Origin of the sequence: Lacticaseibacillus chiayiensis (genome assembly GCF_004123795.1) — a bacterium.
Classification (GTDB): domain Bacteria; phylum Bacillota; class Bacilli; order Lactobacillales; family Lactobacillaceae; genus Lacticaseibacillus; species Lacticaseibacillus chiayiensis.
Window position 1 is genome coordinate 193,575 of record NZ_MSSM01000005.1, and the last position, 16,198, is coordinate 209,772.

General features: G+C 48.7%; 16 protein-coding genes and 1 tRNA gene. 4 read left to right on the forward strand and 13 right to left on the reverse strand.

The genetic code is table 11. The annotated features are described in order from the left end of the window. Positions 1–62: 62 nt before the first annotated feature. From spxB to BVJ53_RS03140, 4 genes are all read right to left on the reverse strand, one after another. Positions 63–1,817, reverse strand: a complete 1,755-nt coding sequence (gene spxB, locus BVJ53_RS03125) for a pyruvate oxidase (RefSeq protein WP_129301105.1) — start codon at positions 1,815–1,817, stop codon at positions 63–65. A 246-nt stretch (positions 1,818–2,063) separates the two neighbouring features. Further along, positions 2,064–3,266, reverse strand: coding sequence for a hydroxymethylglutaryl-CoA synthase (locus BVJ53_RS03130; RefSeq protein WP_129301106.1), 1,203 nt, complete (start codon positions 3,264–3,266; stop codon positions 2,064–2,066). Next, positions 3,250–4,530 carry a hydroxymethylglutaryl-CoA reductase, degradative gene (locus tag BVJ53_RS03135; protein WP_129301107.1) on the reverse strand — a complete coding sequence of 427 codons (1,281 nt, stop codon included), beginning with the start codon at positions 4,528–4,530 and terminating at the stop codon, positions 3,250–3,252. Before BVJ53_RS03135 ends, BVJ53_RS03130 begins: the two co-directional genes overlap by 17 nt. A gap of 9 nt (positions 4,531–4,539) precedes the next feature. Continuing rightward, positions 4,540–5,721 carry an acetyl-CoA C-acyltransferase gene (locus BVJ53_RS03140; protein ID WP_129301108.1) on the reverse strand — a complete coding sequence of 394 codons (1,182 nt, stop codon included), beginning with the start codon at positions 5,719–5,721 and terminating at the stop codon, positions 4,540–4,542. 437 nt (positions 5,722–6,158) lie between these two features. Here BVJ53_RS03140 and BVJ53_RS03145 point away from each other — a divergent pair, with 437 nt between their 5' ends. Continuing rightward, entirely contained in the window at positions 6,159–6,458 is a 300-nt protein-coding gene (locus tag BVJ53_RS03145) for a hypothetical protein (RefSeq protein ID WP_129301109.1), read from the forward strand. Here BVJ53_RS03145 and BVJ53_RS03150 read toward each other — a convergent pair. Beyond that, positions 6,455–7,285, reverse strand: a complete 831-nt coding sequence (locus BVJ53_RS03150) for a TIM barrel protein (protein ID WP_129301110.1) — start codon at positions 7,283–7,285, stop codon at positions 6,455–6,457. The two genes, BVJ53_RS03145 and BVJ53_RS03150, sit on opposite strands and share 4 nt — an antisense overlap. Positions 7,286–7,459: 174 nt before the next feature. Continuing rightward, positions 7,460–8,023, reverse strand: a complete 564-nt coding sequence (locus BVJ53_RS03155; RefSeq protein ID WP_129301111.1) for a restriction endonuclease — start codon at positions 8,021–8,023, stop codon at positions 7,460–7,462. A 113-nt stretch (positions 8,024–8,136) separates the two neighbouring features. Here BVJ53_RS03155 and BVJ53_RS03160 point away from each other — a divergent pair, with 113 nt between their 5' ends. After that, on the forward strand, positions 8,137–8,955 hold the full coding sequence (locus BVJ53_RS03160; protein WP_129301112.1) for an aldose epimerase family protein: 819 nt from the start codon (positions 8,137–8,139) through the stop codon (positions 8,953–8,955). Positions 8,956–9,039: 84 nt separating this feature from the next. Here BVJ53_RS03160 and BVJ53_RS03165 read toward each other — a convergent pair whose 3' ends face one another. After that, the gene (locus BVJ53_RS03165) at positions 9,040–10,182 is read right to left on the reverse strand and encodes a M20 family metallopeptidase (protein WP_263932445.1); all 1,143 of its coding nucleotides are present in this window, start codon (positions 10,180–10,182) and stop codon (positions 9,040–9,042) included. A gap of 45 nt (positions 10,183–10,227) precedes the next feature. Beyond that, positions 10,228–10,833, reverse strand: a complete 606-nt coding sequence (locus BVJ53_RS03170; protein WP_129301114.1) for an ECF transporter S component — start codon at positions 10,831–10,833, stop codon at positions 10,228–10,230. 212 nt (positions 10,834–11,045) lie between these two features. Between BVJ53_RS03170 and BVJ53_RS03175 the strand changes: the two genes are divergently transcribed. Both BVJ53_RS03175 and BVJ53_RS03180 read left to right on the forward strand, forming a co-directional pair. Then, a tRNA-Leu gene (locus BVJ53_RS03175) sits at positions 11,046–11,131 on the forward strand. 103 nt (positions 11,132–11,234) lie between these two features. After that, entirely contained in the window at positions 11,235–11,699 is a 465-nt protein-coding gene (locus BVJ53_RS03180; protein ID WP_129301115.1) for a GNAT family N-acetyltransferase, read from the forward strand. Here BVJ53_RS03180 and BVJ53_RS03185 read toward each other — a convergent pair. The 5 genes from BVJ53_RS03185 to BVJ53_RS03210 form a co-directional block, all read right to left on the reverse strand. Then, positions 11,692–12,144, reverse strand: a complete 453-nt coding sequence (locus tag BVJ53_RS03185; RefSeq protein WP_129301116.1) for a SprT family protein — start codon at positions 12,142–12,144, stop codon at positions 11,692–11,694. The two genes, BVJ53_RS03180 and BVJ53_RS03185, sit on opposite strands and share 8 nt — an antisense overlap. A gap of 251 nt (positions 12,145–12,395) precedes the next feature. Beyond that, positions 12,396–13,148, reverse strand: a complete 753-nt coding sequence (locus BVJ53_RS03190) for an ABC transporter ATP-binding protein (RefSeq protein ID WP_129301117.1) — start codon at positions 13,146–13,148, stop codon at positions 12,396–12,398. Continuing rightward, positions 13,141–14,040: an ABC transporter permease gene (locus BVJ53_RS03195; protein ID WP_129301118.1), complete on the reverse strand. Its 900-nt coding sequence runs from the start codon at positions 14,038–14,040 to the stop codon at positions 13,141–13,143. Before BVJ53_RS03195 ends, BVJ53_RS03190 begins: the two co-directional genes overlap by 8 nt. Then, the gene (gene trpX / locus BVJ53_RS03200) at positions 14,037–15,032 is read right to left on the reverse strand and encodes a tryptophan ABC transporter substrate-binding protein (RefSeq protein WP_129301119.1); all 996 of its coding nucleotides are present in this window, start codon (positions 15,030–15,032) and stop codon (positions 14,037–14,039) included. Before trpX ends, BVJ53_RS03195 begins: the two co-directional genes overlap by 4 nt. Positions 15,033–15,725: 693 nt before the next feature. Then, positions 15,726–16,163 carry a hypothetical protein gene (locus tag BVJ53_RS03210; RefSeq protein WP_129301120.1) on the reverse strand — a complete coding sequence of 146 codons (438 nt, stop codon included), beginning with the start codon at positions 16,161–16,163 and terminating at the stop codon, positions 15,726–15,728. Between the last annotated feature and the right edge of the window lie 35 nt (positions 16,164–16,198).

Consider the following 16,198-nt stretch of genomic DNA (forward strand, 5'->3'; position numbering starts at 1 on the left):
ATCAAAAGGCTTCCGATCATCAGTCAATCAACTGATGATCGGAAGCCTTTTTTACACTTCAATTAAACATTGGCCTTAGCCTTTTCTGCATCTTCCAGCAATTGTCGAAATGGGATCAGGCTTTCGGCGTGATACTTCTTCACGAAAGCATCAACTGCTTCGGGATCCTGAGTTTGCTTGTCGAGAACTAACTGTTCAACCGGGATCGGCCGCAAATTGGAAATCTTCACATCAATCACAACCGGACCTTTACGATCCTTCGCCTTGGCAAACGCATCCTTGAGTTCATCCAACGTGTGGACTTCAAAGCCTTGGGCGCCCATTGCTTCTGCAGCTTTACCATAATCAGCACCGATGAGATCAACCCCTGAATGTGGCTGATGCGTATCATCCTGCTCTGCTTCGATGAACCCTAGGCTTTGATTCGTCAAAACCACGTTAATGATTGGCAGGTGATACTTCACTTGCGTCATGATGTCTTGCATCACCATTGCAAAGCCGCCGTCACCAGAGATGGACCAGACTTGACGATCGGGAAACTCTGCCTGTGCCCCAATGGCTGCCGGTAAAGCATAACCCATCGTTGCATACCAGCCGGACGTGGTGAATACCTGATCATCGTTAGCCTTAAGATAGCGCATCCCGTTAATGGTGACATTTCCAACGTCAACTTGGAAAATGGCATCTTTTTCGGCCATCTCGTTGATCAGCTTGAAGATTGGCTCAACCCGCAGTGGCGTTTCTGCATCGTCTTCAAAGGACTTCATCCAATCAACCCAGTTTGCCTTATTGGCTAAGGCAGCCCGATACCAAGCTGTTTCCGGTAATAAATCAGCGGTGGTGGTCAACGCTTTGATGAACTTCTTGGCATCAGCCAGAACCGCCAAGTCAACGGTGTGGCGGCGGCCAAACTTGCTGGCATCAATATCGACCTGAATATATTTGGCATTCGGTGCAATAAAGTATGGCTGGAATGGGAAATCCGAACCAAGGAACAAGACCATATCGGCGCCGCGAGCTACCTCAACGCCTGGTTTGGACGCAACTCGACCGGCAGAACCCATATTTGCCTTGTAGTCGTCAGGCACAACGCCTTTTGCCAAAGCCGTTGTGATAATCGGAATATGCGTTTTTTCAGAAAAAGCAATAATCTCATCGCGGGCACCACGCGCACCATTACCAACGTATAAGATCGGTTTCTTGGCGCCTTTAATGATGCTCCAAGCCGTTGCAACTTGCTCCGGATCCGGCTCCGGCAAAAGCGGCTTCTGATAAAGGTTGGCCGATGAAACATAATTGTCATCGATCTGTTGCCAACCAAGATCTTTAGGAATCGTGACCACTGCCACGCCTTGATGCTTGTATGCCTGACGAATGGCCTCGTCCACAACATGCGGCAACTGGGCAGCCGTCATCGCCGTCCGATTGTAAACCGAAACATCGGCAAACATCGGATTCTCATTCATTTCCTGGAAATAATTGGTGTTCATGGCAGCAGTCGGCACCTGCCCGACCAAAGCCAAAACCGGCACGTGATCGTATTGCGCATCATACAAACCATTGAGCAGATGCACAGCTCCAGGGCCTGCAGAACCAAATGTGGCACCAATGCGGCCAGTCACTTTAGCTTCACCAGCTGCGGCCAACGCACCGACTTCCTCATGCCGAACCTGAACATAGTTGATCGTGTGACGCCGATTATAAAGTGCATTCATCGTGCTATCAAAAGAACCGCCCGGCAATCCATAAATGTTATGAATGCCCCAGTCTTCAAGCACCTTGATCATTGCGTCTGCAGCATTGATTTTTTCTGTCATGACACTTGCCTCCATTGTTACTTACATTTTGTAAGCTGATTACAAAATAGAGTATAACAACTAATCATTGGGAATGCAAGCCTTTTCACCTCAGTCACGATTGCAAAAGCACCGAAAACTAGGAAAGCACCTCCATTGCTATCACAACAAGGCATCAGCAACCAGAACAGTCAACCAAATTGACTAATACAGATTGACAGTTTCCCGATCGTTTGACGAGAATGACCGCAATAAAATAACCAGACATCAATCCAGTTGCTGTGTTGCGTTGGAAGCATGGGCTGGTCGCTTTTCATACAAGCGTTCTTGCCCAACGACGCCAGTCAAAACAAATTGGCCACGGAAATATGCCGGATCTGGTCGGTAATCTTCAGGATCATAGGGCACTTTGTCACTGAACAGCGCCTCGTAAGCAGGTACAGTCAGCTGTTGGCGCTCATCTAATTGGCGGGCGTGCACGGCTGATTGGAGTTGATCGCTGAAGCCCGGTTGTAAAATACCGCTGAAAAACTCCGCCACGGCACCAGAGCCATATGAAAAAAGCCCGATCCGATCCCCGGCTTGCAATGTTGCATCGTGATCCAATAAGGAAAGCAGTCCCAGGTAAAGCGAACCCGTATAAATGTTACCGATCCGGCGACAGTAACGGGTACTAGCGTCAAACCGTTCTTTTAACCGTTTCACAGTCTGCGGCTCAGCTTTCGGTAAGGCTAAATCCAACGCCTTTTTGCCCATTTTGGTGTAAGGTAAATGGAACGTCATTCCGGCAAAATTATCCGCGGTTAACTTGTTTTCCTCCTGATAACGATCCCAGACAGCCTGAAAAAAAGCCAAATACTGCTCGGTGGAATACTTTCCTTGGGCAATCGCAGTATCTTGGTAAATGGGCCGCCAAAAGTCATTAATCGAAGTCGAGCGATAAACCGAATCCGGTTCGATCGTGATCAGCCGCGGTTCCGCCTTGACGATCATCGCGACAGCGCCAGCGCCTTGAGTGACTTCACCTGCTGTGGCCAAGCCATAACGGGCAATGTCAGCCGCGATGACTAGGACACTTTTGTCTGGGTGTCCGGCCACATAATCCCGCGCCATCATCAAAGCCGCGGTTCCGCCATAACAGGCTTCTTTTAATTCAACTGCGCGCACCCATTCAGGCAAGTCCAGCAGCTGATGAATAAACAATGCTGCGGACTTACTCGCATCCACACCACTTTCGGTTCCAACCAGCACCATTCCAATACTTGCCCGGATCGCCGGAGTTACCAATTGCGATGCAGCATTGGCGCCCATCGTCACAATATCTTGACTTGAAGGCGGTACCGCCTGTTCATCTTGGCCGATGCCGATGGTGTATTTGTCCGGGTCATCTCCCCTGACTTTTGCGAGTGTCACTAAATCAACGTAAAAGTCCGGTGTATCCATTGCAATGGCGTCAATCCCGATTTTCATGTTTTGATTGGCCTACTTTCTGATTTAATCGAATGTTTGCTAAATAAGTTTTTGCGTGTGCTAAATCCATTTGACCTTCCCGCAATGCGGTAACCAGAGCCGGAAGTTCATGTTCCTTGGCACCAGCCGTTATCGCTAAGGCATTGGCTTGCAGCTTCATGTGTCCCTCTTGAATCCCGGGTCCGGCCAGTGCCCGCAATGCCGCAAGATTCTGCACCAAACCTAATGCCGCCATCACCTGCTGCATGGTGGCTAAGTCCCGATAACCACCCAGACGGCGGGCAGCTTGCGCCAATGGTAATGCGCCGATCGCACCGCCCACTGTCCCAAGCGGTAATGGCATTTGTAACGTTCCTTCTAACTTGCCAGCTCGCATCACCCAGCGCGACAAAGGTTGGTATTGGCCGCTAGCAACTGCAAAAGCACCCACACTAGCGGCAACTGCCCGCGTATCATTGCCAGTTGCCAAAACCGCCCCGATCACACCGTTAAGAATTCCTTTATTATGTGTCACGGCCCGTTCCGGATCAACAAATGCCAAGTCGCTAAGTTGAACGATTTTTTCCGCAATCGCATCGCCTGGCTTCGCCTTCGTGGCAAGGCTCGCCGGGTCCAGTCTCACTGTCGCGGTCACCAACTCGGCCGGGGCATTCGTTAAAATGCTGACCAAAATTGTCCCGCCAAGCCATGTTTTAACCACTGCCGCAACAGCTTCGGCAACTGTATTGGCATAATTGGCTCCCATCGCCGCTTTAGGATCAAGGGTTAAGCGAATCTTCAAAAAACGGTTGGCCAACACCGATACTGCGACTGCAACTAACCCGCCACCACGCTGAATCATGGAAGGGTGCGCGGCTGCGACAACCGCTTTGATGTCTGCTTGATGGGCCAGAACCGTTTGCCTGGCAGCTTCCAAATCGGTTAATTCTGTTAAAACCACCTCAGCAACGACTTGATGCGCATCAACCCGTGCCACAACGCCACCATTTTCCCCAGCAATCCGCGCACCATTACTGGCGGCCGCCACAACGGAAGGCTCTTCGTTGGCAAGCGGCACCTGATGTAACTGACCATTCACCAAGAGGTTCCGCGCAATCCCCAAAGGTAGTGAAAATTCACCGATTGAATTTTCAACCAGCTTGGCTTCAGTCGTGGCAGGAAGTGATGATGTCGCCGCGAATAAATCAGCATCCGCCTGCGTCAGCGAACCTTCGCGAATCAATTGCGCACGCCTTTCTTCAGGTGTTTTTTCATAAAATTTCATTGCACTCTCCTACACATGACGGATGACTTGCATTGCAATGCCGATACCACCGCCGACACACAAAGCAGCGATACCGGTTTTTTCATCACGTTCAGCTAAGTTATAAAGCAGCGAAACCATAATGCGTGCACCGGAAGCCCCAAGCGGATGCCCTAAAGCTAAGGCACCGCCATTAATATTCACCTGTTCATCGGTTAATCCCAAATCACGTATCACTGCAACGCTTTGGGCGGCAAAAGCTTCATTGAGTTCGACCTGATCAATGGCCGCGATCGAGGCGCCCTTTGCCTGAAGCAATTGGTCAATAGCCAATTTTGGCGCATAACCCATGATATCCGGGTCAATGCCGACTTCAGTATAATCGGTAATGGTCGCTAAATAATGTCGTCCTAGTTGTTTTGCTTTACTTTTAGCCATCAAAACCAAAGCCGCCGCACCATCATTAATGCCGCTTGCATTGCCAGCCGTCACCGTACCGCCAACTTCAAAAACCGGCGGCAGTTTGGCTAGTTGAGCCAGCGACGTGTCCGGACGGATGGCGGAATCGGTTTCGACGGTGACATCACCGCGGCGACCGGCAATCGTGACCCGTGCCATCTGCGATTTGAATCGACCCTCAGCCGCTGCAGCTGCCGCGCGTAAATGCGAGCGTAAAGCAAACTCATCTTGATCGCGGCGGCTAACCTCAAAGCGCTTGGCAATATTTTCCGCGGTAATCCCCATTGGTTGCTGACTGAAGGCATCGTTTAGACCGTCACGGCTAAGTCCGTCAACAAAAGCTGTGTCACCAAACTTATGGCCAGCGCGCATGGCTTCCGCGTAATAAGGTACCTGACTCATACTTTCTGTACCGCCAACCAGCACAGCTGTGGCTTCCCCCAATTGAATTGCTGCCTGCCCAAGGCGAATTGCTTTCAATCCGGATCCGCAGACTTCATTGACCGTCATGGCCGTGGAACGATTTGCCATCCCGCTTTTTAATGCAATTTGCCGGGCCACATTTTGACCAGAGCCGGCCTGTAAGACATTCCCGAAAATAGCTTGATCTAGTTCTTTCGGTTCAAGCCGCGCTGCTTTAATAGCTGCCTTTGCCGCCGCAACCCCTAAATCAACCGCACTGGCCCCAGCAAGCTCGCCACCCAACTTCCCAATCGGCGTCCGCTTGGCACTGAGAATGACAACTTCTTCCATGATGACCTCCTAATACGTAAAATCGCACTTTGTAGATAAACCGTTATAGTTTATCACAGACTTAAATGTAAAACATTGAGCTATAATTTAGAGAGCGTGAACTGGCGCGTTTAGAAGCCGGAGTATAAGTGGCCTTGGGCGTGATGGTCGGGCTTTGACCATTGCGACCAAGGTCCTTATACGCAGGCTTCTGCGGCAGTGAACGCGTTTAAGAGCGTGAACTGGCGCGTTTAGAAGCCGGAGTGTAAGCGGCCTCAGGCGTGATGGCCCGGGTTTGGCCATTGCGAATGAGGTCCTTACACGCAGGCTTCTGCTATCTTCACCTCAAAAAACCAAATCAAACATCAGCTTGCTTAAATTGTATGCGATTGTTCTGATAAGCACCAACCGTCTTCATGAATCCTTAACTTTTGTTGTCAGAAAGGGGGGCAACCACCATGCGAGTGATTGATTTACTCGCCTTATTAGCCGACCAAAACAAAAACGCCTCCGTGTTGCTGAACACGCAGCCAACACCGAGTCGTTTTGATGATTTTGTCCTGACAACAGCAGATGATCAGCCGCAACTGATTTTTAAACCCAACCCGACCCGCAAAGCACCTTTACGAGTCTGGGAACTGCAGCTCTTGTTGAAAAAGCCGGACCTCCAGACACGATTCTTGTATCTGACAGACGCAAATGGGCCGCGCGCTCTTTTCGGGTTCATCAAGCGCTCGAATGGTTTGCTGCTTAATTAAGCTGGATGCTTGGCTGCGGCTAATTCTTCAGCCACCTTTTGTAAATAGTGATGGCTAGCAATCATTTCTTCGCAGTTGAACTGATCCTTTAACCCGATTTCATAAATGCGACTGGCCTTAGGGTTAAGCCGCGGCAACATCCGCGCCCAGTCAATCCGACCTTGACTCAAAGGCAGACTGTCATGCGTTTTGCCCATCGAATCAACAAGGTGATAATGCCGCACCAAAGGTTTTAGATTCGTCAGACTGGCCATTAATCGATCGTTATCGCCATGAAGCGTGATGAAAGTGTGACTGGTATCATAGGCTAGCGGTAGATGCCACCGCATTATCCGCGCCTCAAAATCAGGATCGCCATAGCGAAAAATAGGTGATATGGAGTTTTCAAAGACAACGTGTCCCGGTGCCTCCTGCGCGAAAGCAATCATCCGCGCTAAAGCAACATCCTGCGCTTTAGCAACATCTGTCCACCCAGCATAATCGCCTGGTGTGTCCACGCGATAACCACCATGAATCAACGCTGTGGCATTCACCTTTTTGGCCAGATTCATGAGCTTAATCGAACTGGTCATCATGAAATCGTACCGAGTCGGATACTTGGTTGGATTCATGGCTAACTCGTTGCGTTGACCACGAAATCGCATCGGATGATGAAAAACCACTGTGGGCACTTGGCTGCGAACCCAAGTCACCATTTTCAAAAAATGCGCCCATCCTGCAGCCGTAAAATCATTTTCGGTTAAGTGAAATTCAAATACATCCGGATGATACTGCAATCGATCGCGAATCTGCCGTTCATCTGTACTAGCTTTTAATCCCAGTAACATTGATCCTCTGTTGCCTCCTCATCAAACTGATCACACAGTCGTCAGACTTTCCATAACGCATTCGCCGGCGCAGGGGGTCTGCGTGCGACCTTGGTCGGCAATGGCCTAAGCCCGGGCCATTGCGTCCAAGGCCACTTACACTCCGACTTCTAAGCGCGCCGGCTCACGCTCACCTCAACTTGGTAGCCTTCTCATGAGCCGTTTGAGCTTTTTACGATCAATAAGCATAACCCCCAGATCATCCGCTAGTGCAATTGCCGAGTCGGAAAAGTCGCTGTTGGTAATCACCGCAGCTTGATCAAGTTTGTAAAATTGATGGCCGGCCCAGACCTCCTGCACCGCTTTGTTACCGACAAAACCGGTATAACGCTTGCATTGAAATCCAATGGACTGCCCCTTCTTTCGAGCGATGATGTCAATTCCTTGATCACCGGAAGCTTGCGTCAACTGGATATGTTTAAACCCATTCCGCTTCAACAAATAGGCACAAAACTCCTCAAATTTCTCGCCTTCCATGATGTCGACGTTTTCCATTTTTAAATCACGGAAGCGAAAATGGTGGTGATAAAGCCAAATGGCATTCACCACGACAAACAAGCTAATGATCACAAAGCTGGCCGGATCACCATATGGTCGTAACTGCTGGGGCAGAATATCGCGGGCCCAGAAACTGTAAGCAAGTGCCAGAATAAATAGTACCCACAGTAATTGATAGGCCTTCTTAAGTAACGTTTTCATGGTTCCACCCTTCTCTTTCTTTATCAAGCCTAGCAGATTCAAGTCATGATTGCATTGAATCTGAAGCAATTTTTCTGTAGGCTTAGACTATTGAGAAAGGAAGCGTTTCCGTCATGAAACTAAGCGCCAAAATTTTTGCCAAAGTTGGTCAGGAACGGATTACCCAATATACTTTGGTGAATGATCATCACATGACCTTACGTTTTTTGACGTTCGGTGCCCGCGTTCAACAGGTTCGTCTGCCTAACGCAACTGGGTTTGATCCTAACTTACTGCTAGGATTTGTCACTTTAGAAGACTATTTGCACCAGCCAGGCTTTTTCGGTGCCATGACCGGTCCACTGCAACCAACAGAAACCAATGTCTCTGGCGCATGGCAAAACTGGAACTGGGCGGTGAAAACCAGTCAGGATCCTGATTTAGTCATCACGTTTTCGTTAGACTTGCCAGAGGGTGCAGACGGTCAACCTGGCTCGCGACAACTTACCATCACCCACCGTCTCAACAACGCGAACATCTGGACAATCGACATGGCGATCCAAACCAGCGCTTCCATTCGCATGCATCCGCGACTGGTCTTGCCTTGGCTGCTCACGGCTGATCCGGCGCAAACAATGATGCAAGCCAAATTAACAATTGCTACGCAGCCAACCGCGGTTCCCAAACAACCAAAAGTTTATCCGGCTCATGAGTATAGTATGGCAGCTGCTGACTGGCAACTCCATTACGTAACCGATACGCCGGCCACCCGAATCGATCCGTTTGCCGACATTGGTACGCAAAACAACTTCAACGGTATCCTCGGCCAGCCCCATGTGGCAATCGGCATTGCCCCTGAAGCTAATTCGCACGCACAAGCCTGGGAACTTCCGGCAGGTGAGACCTGGCGCCATCATGCCGAATATCACTTAGGCATTAGGCATGAATCGTAAACCAGACTGGGCTGCGTCGAACATAAGCAAGCAAAAAACTTGTACCGATCATGCGTACAAGTTTTTTCAATTACAATATTCTACTTAATAATTCATAAAAACATCTTTATAAACTTTCACACTGTCAAAAACATCTTGGAGCGTCACATATTCGTTAGTCTCATGCGATGTATCATTTCCTGGTCCGTAAATTGCCAGATCCAAACCATCGTGATAGAACAGTGCTGCATCAGTAATTCCGGTTCGATACGCCACAGCCCCACGGTCAAGGCCGACATGTTGCCGCGCCTGCTGAACCGTTTCAATCAAGGCATTGTCAGGCGAAGCAGCAGCCGGACCAAGCACCGAGTCAATTGAAAGTGACAGGTGAACGCCTTTTGGGACAGCCGTTTTCGCCGCTTGTTTCAGTGCCTGAATGAACGCATCATTGTCAGCGATCATCGTTGTGCGAATATTGCCACGAAGATAGGCCGACTCTGGCAGCGAGTTGATCTGATTCCCGCCACGGATCATATCAATATTATGCGTGGCGTGTCCCAAAATCGGATCATCCTTAGCTTGCAATGGCGCTGTTGCTGTCAATGCCGCGTTGGCAAATGCAAACAAACCATGAATCGCATTGGCACCAAGATCCGGGCGCGATGAGTGTGCCGCTTTACCGTGCGCGGTTAACGTATAATCAATAATCCCGCGCTCAGCCGCATCCACGTTACTATTGCCGGGTTCTGCCACTAAAAGGCCAGCCAAGCGGTCGCCATAACCTGCCGCAGCTAATTGCCGGGCGCCATAATTATCGATTTCTTCACCGACAGTGGCCATCAATTGAATTCCATGATCCAGTTGCGTATGCGCGACCTTTTTCAAAGCGACGATCACCGCTGCCAGACCGGATTTCATATCCGTCGCCCCACGACCGTATAACCTGCCATCTTTGATATGGGCTGAAAACGGTGGAAATTCCCATTTAGACTCATCGCCGGCATCGACGACATCCATATGTCCGTCAACACCTAACCACCGTTTAGCTTTGGGATCGCCAACAGTCAAAACCAGATTATCCCGTCCCGGCGCATAAGTAATCCGCTTGCGCCTGATTAAACCGGCTTGCCATTCAGGGGCTAAATAAGCCTCAATCAAATCGGCAACTTGACCTTCTTTTGCACCGACACTCGGTATTTGTACCATTGCTTTCAATAAATTAACGACTTGCTGCTCTTCATCTGTCAATCCAAAGCCTCCGCTTCTCAAAACTCATGCTTGCTGATTCTAAAGCTATTTTCGTCGAAACCGCAATAATGCATGCCCTAGGATTGGTGTGACAATACCACCTAGTAAGGCTTCAGCAACCGCGTTAATCGCTAACGCCGTGATCAACAACCAACCAAGATTCGTTGCATTGGCGCCTGGCACAATTTGTGCTGCTTTACTGGAAAAAAGCAGCCAGGTAAAGCCGATGACCAGAAGCGTGTTCGTCAAAGCACCAACAATACCGGCAAACACCATCTTAACGGTTTGTGCGAGTGCACTTTGGTGGCGTTTGAACAATTGATGAAAGATAAACGCCGCCACAAGACCGACCATGACGCGAGGCACTAATGCAATGATCGGATTACGAAAAAGTAATAAAGTCACAGGATCAGTCGCTGATGTATAAGCACGAATCAAGCTTGTCAGTCCCCATAATAAGCCAAGACTGGCACCACCACCATATCCTAGAACAATTCCGCCAATGATGACGGTCAAATGAATCGTCGAAATGGCAGGCCAGGCTGGAAAAATCTGAACATAACCCACCATCGGAATATAGGCCTGGAGGATAATCAAAGCACCGAGAATCCCAATAATAGCAATATTATACGCTTTCCCTCGACGCGTCATGTTGGACCCCCTATTTGTTTACAGTTAGTTCTATCAGATTATACACGTTCCAAGCAGCACCAAACAAGTTCAGCTTTCGGTCAGCAACTGTCAACTTTTGGTCATTTTCTGGTTTCAGACGAATAGTAAATTTCTGTGTCAAGCGAATAGTAAATTTCTGTTGACTTTGATCATCTGTTTTTCTATAATATCTCTTGTGCTTAAATAGCTATGCGGGCATGGCGGAATTGGTAGACGCGCAAGATTAAGGATCTTGTGAGCATTTTTGCTCATGGAAGTTCGAGTCTTCTTGCCCGCAGCGTAAAAAGATCCGATCAACAAGATGCTGTTGTTGATCGGATCTTTTTTAATGATTCGTTATTCGTAACCGCTTAGTCTGAATGGAATAGGAGTGACCTAAGATGCTTCGTGAAGGCCAATTTGTTGATCTTCCTGCGATTGTGAATCTTTACCGACAGCTTACGACGGAAATGGCGACATTGGCACCGGACACATATCGGCCATTAACCACCGATAATCGTCAATATTTTGCAGACTATCTGCAAAACGACCTTGCCCGCTTATTTGTGACGGAAAGCAATGGCAAGCTTACCGGTTTTGCTTTGGTTGTCTTAGCACAAACCGGCGCCAGTCCTGAATTTGTGCCACAGCATTTTGCACAACTCATTGATCTCTTTGTCATCCGTGATCAGCGTCACCGAGGCTTGGCAAAACAGCTGATGGCGGCGGTCGAGTCTTTCGCCAAAAGTCACCAAGCGGCTTTTATCCAGTTAAACGTTCTCAGTGCCAATAAGACGGCTCGTGAAGTCTACGTTAAGGCCGGGTTCCAACCGGTCAATTTAATTTTGCAAAAGCCTCTTAATTGAGCACCGTTTTTTGTAGTCGAAGCTTGCCTCGGCAATGGCCACAGGCATAACGCCAGACATCAAGCCGGCGACGACGAATGAATTGGCGACCGCACTGGGTACAAACGTAGATATACTGACGACCGGTTGTAGGCAGCGGTGGTGCAAAGCGGGAGCCGCCGACTGCTGCCAGTAATTGGCGAAAATCATGGTCACGGTGTTGGTAACCGCGGTGTTGAGCATACAAATGATAGTGCACCAGTTCGTGTTTAATGATACCATCGGTGATTGCTGTGGGATAATCGGCAAAGAGTTTGGGATTAAAATCCAAATTCATGTCAGCCGGATGAAACCGTCCGCCGGTTGTTTTAAGCCGCGCATTGAAAAAAGCATGATGTCGGAACGGCTGATGAAATGACGCCATGGAAATAGCCTCCACGCGTGCCTGCAATTCTTGGTTTGTCATCGTTGAACATTACCTCCGAGCCAATAGTGTACATCATGTAATGGGCGATTGCACGGCCAACGTTGAACACTAACCAATTCACAAACAATCTATACCAACAATACAAAAATCGATTCTAGATGTTCATGCAAAATGCACGATTATCTAGAATCGGTTTTTAAACGTCCTTGCAAAGTTGAATCTGGCTCATGCATCACCCATTTTTAATGCATTGAGACACAATTATTCGAATGCTCTAGCTAAAAAAGTCTTTAGCTAAAAAATGCCAAAACATCATCACGGGTTAGGGCGGCTTTTCTCTTTCGATCAAAATCAGCCACAACCTGACCAGCATCCAAAACAATTAAGCGCGTGCCATAGCGCAACGCATCTTCGACTTGATGTGTAATCATCAAGCAGGTTAAATCTTGATTCGAAACGATTTCGTTCGTCAGCATCATGATTGACTGGCTCGTGTGTGGATCTAGTGCTGCCGTGTGCTCATCAAGCAATAACAGATCCGGCTCGCGCATGGTGGCCATTAACAGACTCAGTGCCTGCCGTTGCCCACCGGAAAGTTGTTCAGTCGGTTTATCTAGCGCTTCAGCAAGGCCATTTCCGGTTTTTGCCGCAAGCTCTTTCAGCCGATCCTTTTGGGCATTTAGTCCGCGCGAGCGCAAACTTAATCGTTGGCCACGGTGACTGGCTAATAGCAAATTTTCGGCGACTGTCATTCGCGGGGCTGTGCCCATTTTCGGATCTTGGAAGACTCGGGCAATGTGACGTGCCCGTTGCTCCGGACGCTGCCCATTCAACTTTTTACCGGCCAAGGTCACCGTCCCTCCGCTCACCGGTAGATCGCCGGTAATGGCATTAAACAGCGTTGATTTTCCTGCGCCGTTGTGGCCTAAAACCGTTACGAAATCACCGTTCTTGACCGTCAACGTCACATTTTGAAGTAAGGTTTTTACTTCCGTTGCGACCGGGACGTTGACTGTGACGTGATCCAATATTAATTCAGCCATGAACCTGCACCCCTTTTTGCAAAACGCGCCGTAATCGCAGTTGATGATCGATTTGCGGCACCATGATGGCAATAGCTAGAACCACTGCCGAAATTAATTTCAGGTCGTCGGCGTTGAAACCCAGTGCCAAAACCACTAGCAGGACAAATCGGTAAAGAATACTGCCCAAAATAACGGCCACTAACCGTTGCGACAATGTCAATTCGCCGAAAACGACTTCACCGATGATGATGGCAGCCAACCCGATAACAATAACCCCGATGCCCATATTCACATCCGCATAGCCATTGTTCTGCGCTAAAAGGCCACCGGCGAGTCCGACAAGTCCATTACCAACCATCAAGCCAAGCACCATTTGATGATCAGGATCAATCCCCAAACTACGCGCCATGTTCGGATTATCTCCGGCAGCAATGAAGCCTTGACCCAACTGGGTATTCAAAAACAATATGAGTAATCCGACTACAACGACCGCAACCACCAGTCCAATCACAACGCTGTTAAAGTATGGCGGTAGATCCTTCAAAAACGATTCCTGAAAAAGATTGGCTTGGTGCAACAAGGATAGGTTCGCCCGCCCCATAATTCTTAAGTTAATCGAAAACAAGCCGGTCATAACCAAAATTCCGGCGAGTAAGACTGGAATCCGCCCTTTTGTTGTCAATAAGCCTGTTGCCAAGCCCGCAAGCATCCCCGCCCCGGTGGCAAGCAGTGTCGCAACGATCGGCGAAATACCATGCGTAATTGCACTGACCGCAACTGCCGCTCCAAACGGGAAAGTCCCTTCAACTGTCATATCGGGAAAATCAAGTACCCGAAAGGTCAAAAACAATCCCAAACCGATTAACCCATAAAGCAATCCTTGACCAATTGCCGAAACGCCTAAACTCATTTGATCACCGTTCCTTTCGTCTCTGCCTGTTTAACTAACGCGCTAGGTAAGGTCAACCCTAACTGTTTTGCTTGTTTCTCGTTTAAAATAAGCTGACCGGTTTTTTCAAAATGAATGGGCGTCGTTGCGGGTTTGGTTTTACCTTTCAAGACATCCGCTAACATGTGTCCGGTAACAACGCCTAGATGAAACTGATTGATTCCGATCGTGGCGACCCCGCCTTGTTTAACCATGGTATCCACAGTTGGAAAAATCGGCACTTTGCGCGTATTGGCCGCCGCAACCAGTGTTTGCATCGCACTGGCAACCGTATTGTCAGTCGGCACAAAAACAGCATCAACTTGGCTGACCATTTGGCTTGCCACTTGGTTTAGATCATTGGTGGAACTAATGGCATACCGTTTCACCGTAAAACCTTCTTTTGGCCCGAGTTTTGCCACCATCTTTGCTTGGGTCTGGGCCGAATCGTCGCTAGAAGTGGCAATCACGCCTAGCGTTTTCGCATCGGGCATGATCTGGCGAATCAGCTTTAGTTGGGTCGCAATCGGCGCCTGATCGGAAACACCGGTGATATTGCCACCCGGCCTTTTGACATTTTTGACCAGTTTAGCCGCCACGGGATCGGTAATGGCCCCGAGAATGATTGGCGTTTTCTGGTTAACATTAGCCAATGCCTGGGCCGCTGGGGTTGCAATTCCCACGGTAGCCGCCGCATTCTCTTCGGTAAAACGTTCCGACATTGACTTCAGATTACTCTGATCGTTTTCGGCATTCTGGAAGTCGATTTTGATGTTTTTACCGTTAACGTAGCCTTTGTCCTTTAACCCTGAAATAATGCCTTTATGAATCGCATCTAACGCCGGATGGGTTGTCAGCTGCAAAATTCCTACAGTTGGTTTTGTTTGCGTTTGTTGCGTTGTTGTGCCGCTTTGAAAATAGGCAATGCCTAAAAAACCGAAGATGATGATGATCAATCCAAGCATTCGCTTCATACGTGTTCCTCCAATTGTTGTGATTTTTGGTTAGGTGGTGGCTGTGGCCGTGATGGATTTTTTAATGTGGGGCTGGTTCGATTGAGGGCCGGCCGATAGTCTTGCTTTCTGTAACGCGCTCGCTGTCGCAGACTTCTAAGCGCGCCGGCTCACGCTCAGCTTTCTATAACGCGCTCGCCATCCCAGAAACCTGCGTGTAAGGACCTTGGTCGCAATGGCCAAAGACCGGTATGGTACTAGTTCTATTGAGGGCTGGACGTGAAAATCTTGCTTTTGCTTTCTATAACGCGTTCACCGGCGCAAAAGTCTGCGTGTAAGGACCTCAGACCGCAATGGCTTAGACCGGCCATTGCGGTCTGAGGCCACTTACACTCCGACTTCTAAGCGCGCCGGCTCACGCTCACACAAAAATTGCCGCATCAGGTTGTCCCTTTGCGGCAAATAAAAAACCGCATAGTCCCGTTGTGGGTATCTATGCGGACAAATTGAACAGAAGCCAACATAGACACAACCTGCGCGTCTGGCAGGTCGCGTCTGCAACCTACCTAAAGTTGGCTTTGCCAAGTTTTTAAGGTAAGCAGTGCTTTCATGTTGGTTTCCTCCATTCGTTTAAATTTGAATTAAGATGGTAAATTAAAGATACGTGAGCAAACTTCTCATGTCAAGCGAAAATGATTCTTTTCACGAAGAAAATTACTGTAAGACCGCAGAAATCTTTTGAATCTGCTTGGTAAATTTTTGGATCGCTTCATCTTGCGCTTTTTCAGCTGCATTAAACGCCGCGACATCTACCTCTAAGTCAGGCTTGAGGCTTTCAGTCATGGCTTCGCACGCCGCTGTGAAGGCCGCATAATTGTGAATTAAGGTGCGATGTGGACCGATCAACCGCGCAGGAACCGCAACTTCTTGCAATTGCGTTAGTAACTTTTGATATACATCGGTGCCTTCACGAAACACACTCCGGGTGTCATCGTAAGTATCCTGATCATAATCAGCCAATTTGCCGGCATCGATTGCTTGACGTAACGGTTCAAATAAAGGAGCCATTTTTTCCTGATTGTCTTGTGTTTGTTCCACCACATCATTAATTGTAGTGCCATAGTGCGCTATTTTTATTTGTTGCTTGTTCATGAAAAGCACGAATCCTCTCTTGAAAACTGATTCAT

Excerpts from the sequence above, each read along its gene's own strand:
- spxB (WP_129301105.1), bottom strand. The coding sequence starts at position 1,817 with ATGACAGAAAAAATCAATGCTGCAGACGCAATGATCAAGGTGCTTGAA.
- BVJ53_RS03130 (WP_129301106.1), bottom strand. The coding sequence starts at position 3,266 with ATGAAAATCGGGATTGACGCCATTGCAATGGATACACCGGACTTTTAC.
- BVJ53_RS03135 (WP_129301107.1), bottom strand. The coding sequence starts at position 4,530 with ATGAAATTTTATGAAAAAACACCTGAAGAAAGGCGTGCGCAATTGATT.
- BVJ53_RS03140 (WP_129301108.1), bottom strand. The coding sequence starts at position 5,721 with ATGGAAGAAGTTGTCATTCTCAGTGCCAAGCGGACGCCGATTGGGAAG.
- BVJ53_RS03145 (WP_129301109.1), top strand. The coding sequence starts at position 6,159 with ATGCGAGTGATTGATTTACTCGCCTTATTAGCCGACCAAAACAAAAAC.
- BVJ53_RS03150 (WP_129301110.1), bottom strand. The coding sequence starts at position 7,285 with ATGTTACTGGGATTAAAAGCTAGTACAGATGAACGGCAGATTCGCGAT.
- BVJ53_RS03155 (WP_129301111.1), bottom strand. The coding sequence starts at position 8,023 with ATGAAAACGTTACTTAAGAAGGCCTATCAATTACTGTGGGTACTATTT.
- BVJ53_RS03160 (WP_129301112.1), top strand. The coding sequence starts at position 8,137 with ATGAAACTAAGCGCCAAAATTTTTGCCAAAGTTGGTCAGGAACGGATT.
- BVJ53_RS03170 (WP_129301114.1), bottom strand. The coding sequence starts at position 10,833 with ATGACGCGTCGAGGGAAAGCGTATAATATTGCTATTATTGGGATTCTC.
- BVJ53_RS03180 (WP_129301115.1), top strand. The coding sequence starts at position 11,235 with ATGCTTCGTGAAGGCCAATTTGTTGATCTTCCTGCGATTGTGAATCTT.
- BVJ53_RS03185 (WP_129301116.1), bottom strand. The coding sequence starts at position 12,144 with ATGACAAACCAAGAATTGCAGGCACGCGTGGAGGCTATTTCCATGGCG.
- BVJ53_RS03190 (WP_129301117.1), bottom strand. The coding sequence starts at position 13,148 with ATGGCTGAATTAATATTGGATCACGTCACAGTCAACGTCCCGGTCGCA.
- BVJ53_RS03195 (WP_129301118.1), bottom strand. The coding sequence starts at position 14,040 with ATGAGTTTAGGCGTTTCGGCAATTGGTCAAGGATTGCTTTATGGGTTA.
- trpX (WP_129301119.1), bottom strand. The coding sequence starts at position 15,032 with ATGAAGCGAATGCTTGGATTGATCATCATCATCTTCGGTTTTTTAGGC.
- BVJ53_RS03210 (WP_129301120.1), bottom strand. The coding sequence starts at position 16,163 with ATGAACAAGCAACAAATAAAAATAGCGCACTATGGCACTACAATTAAT.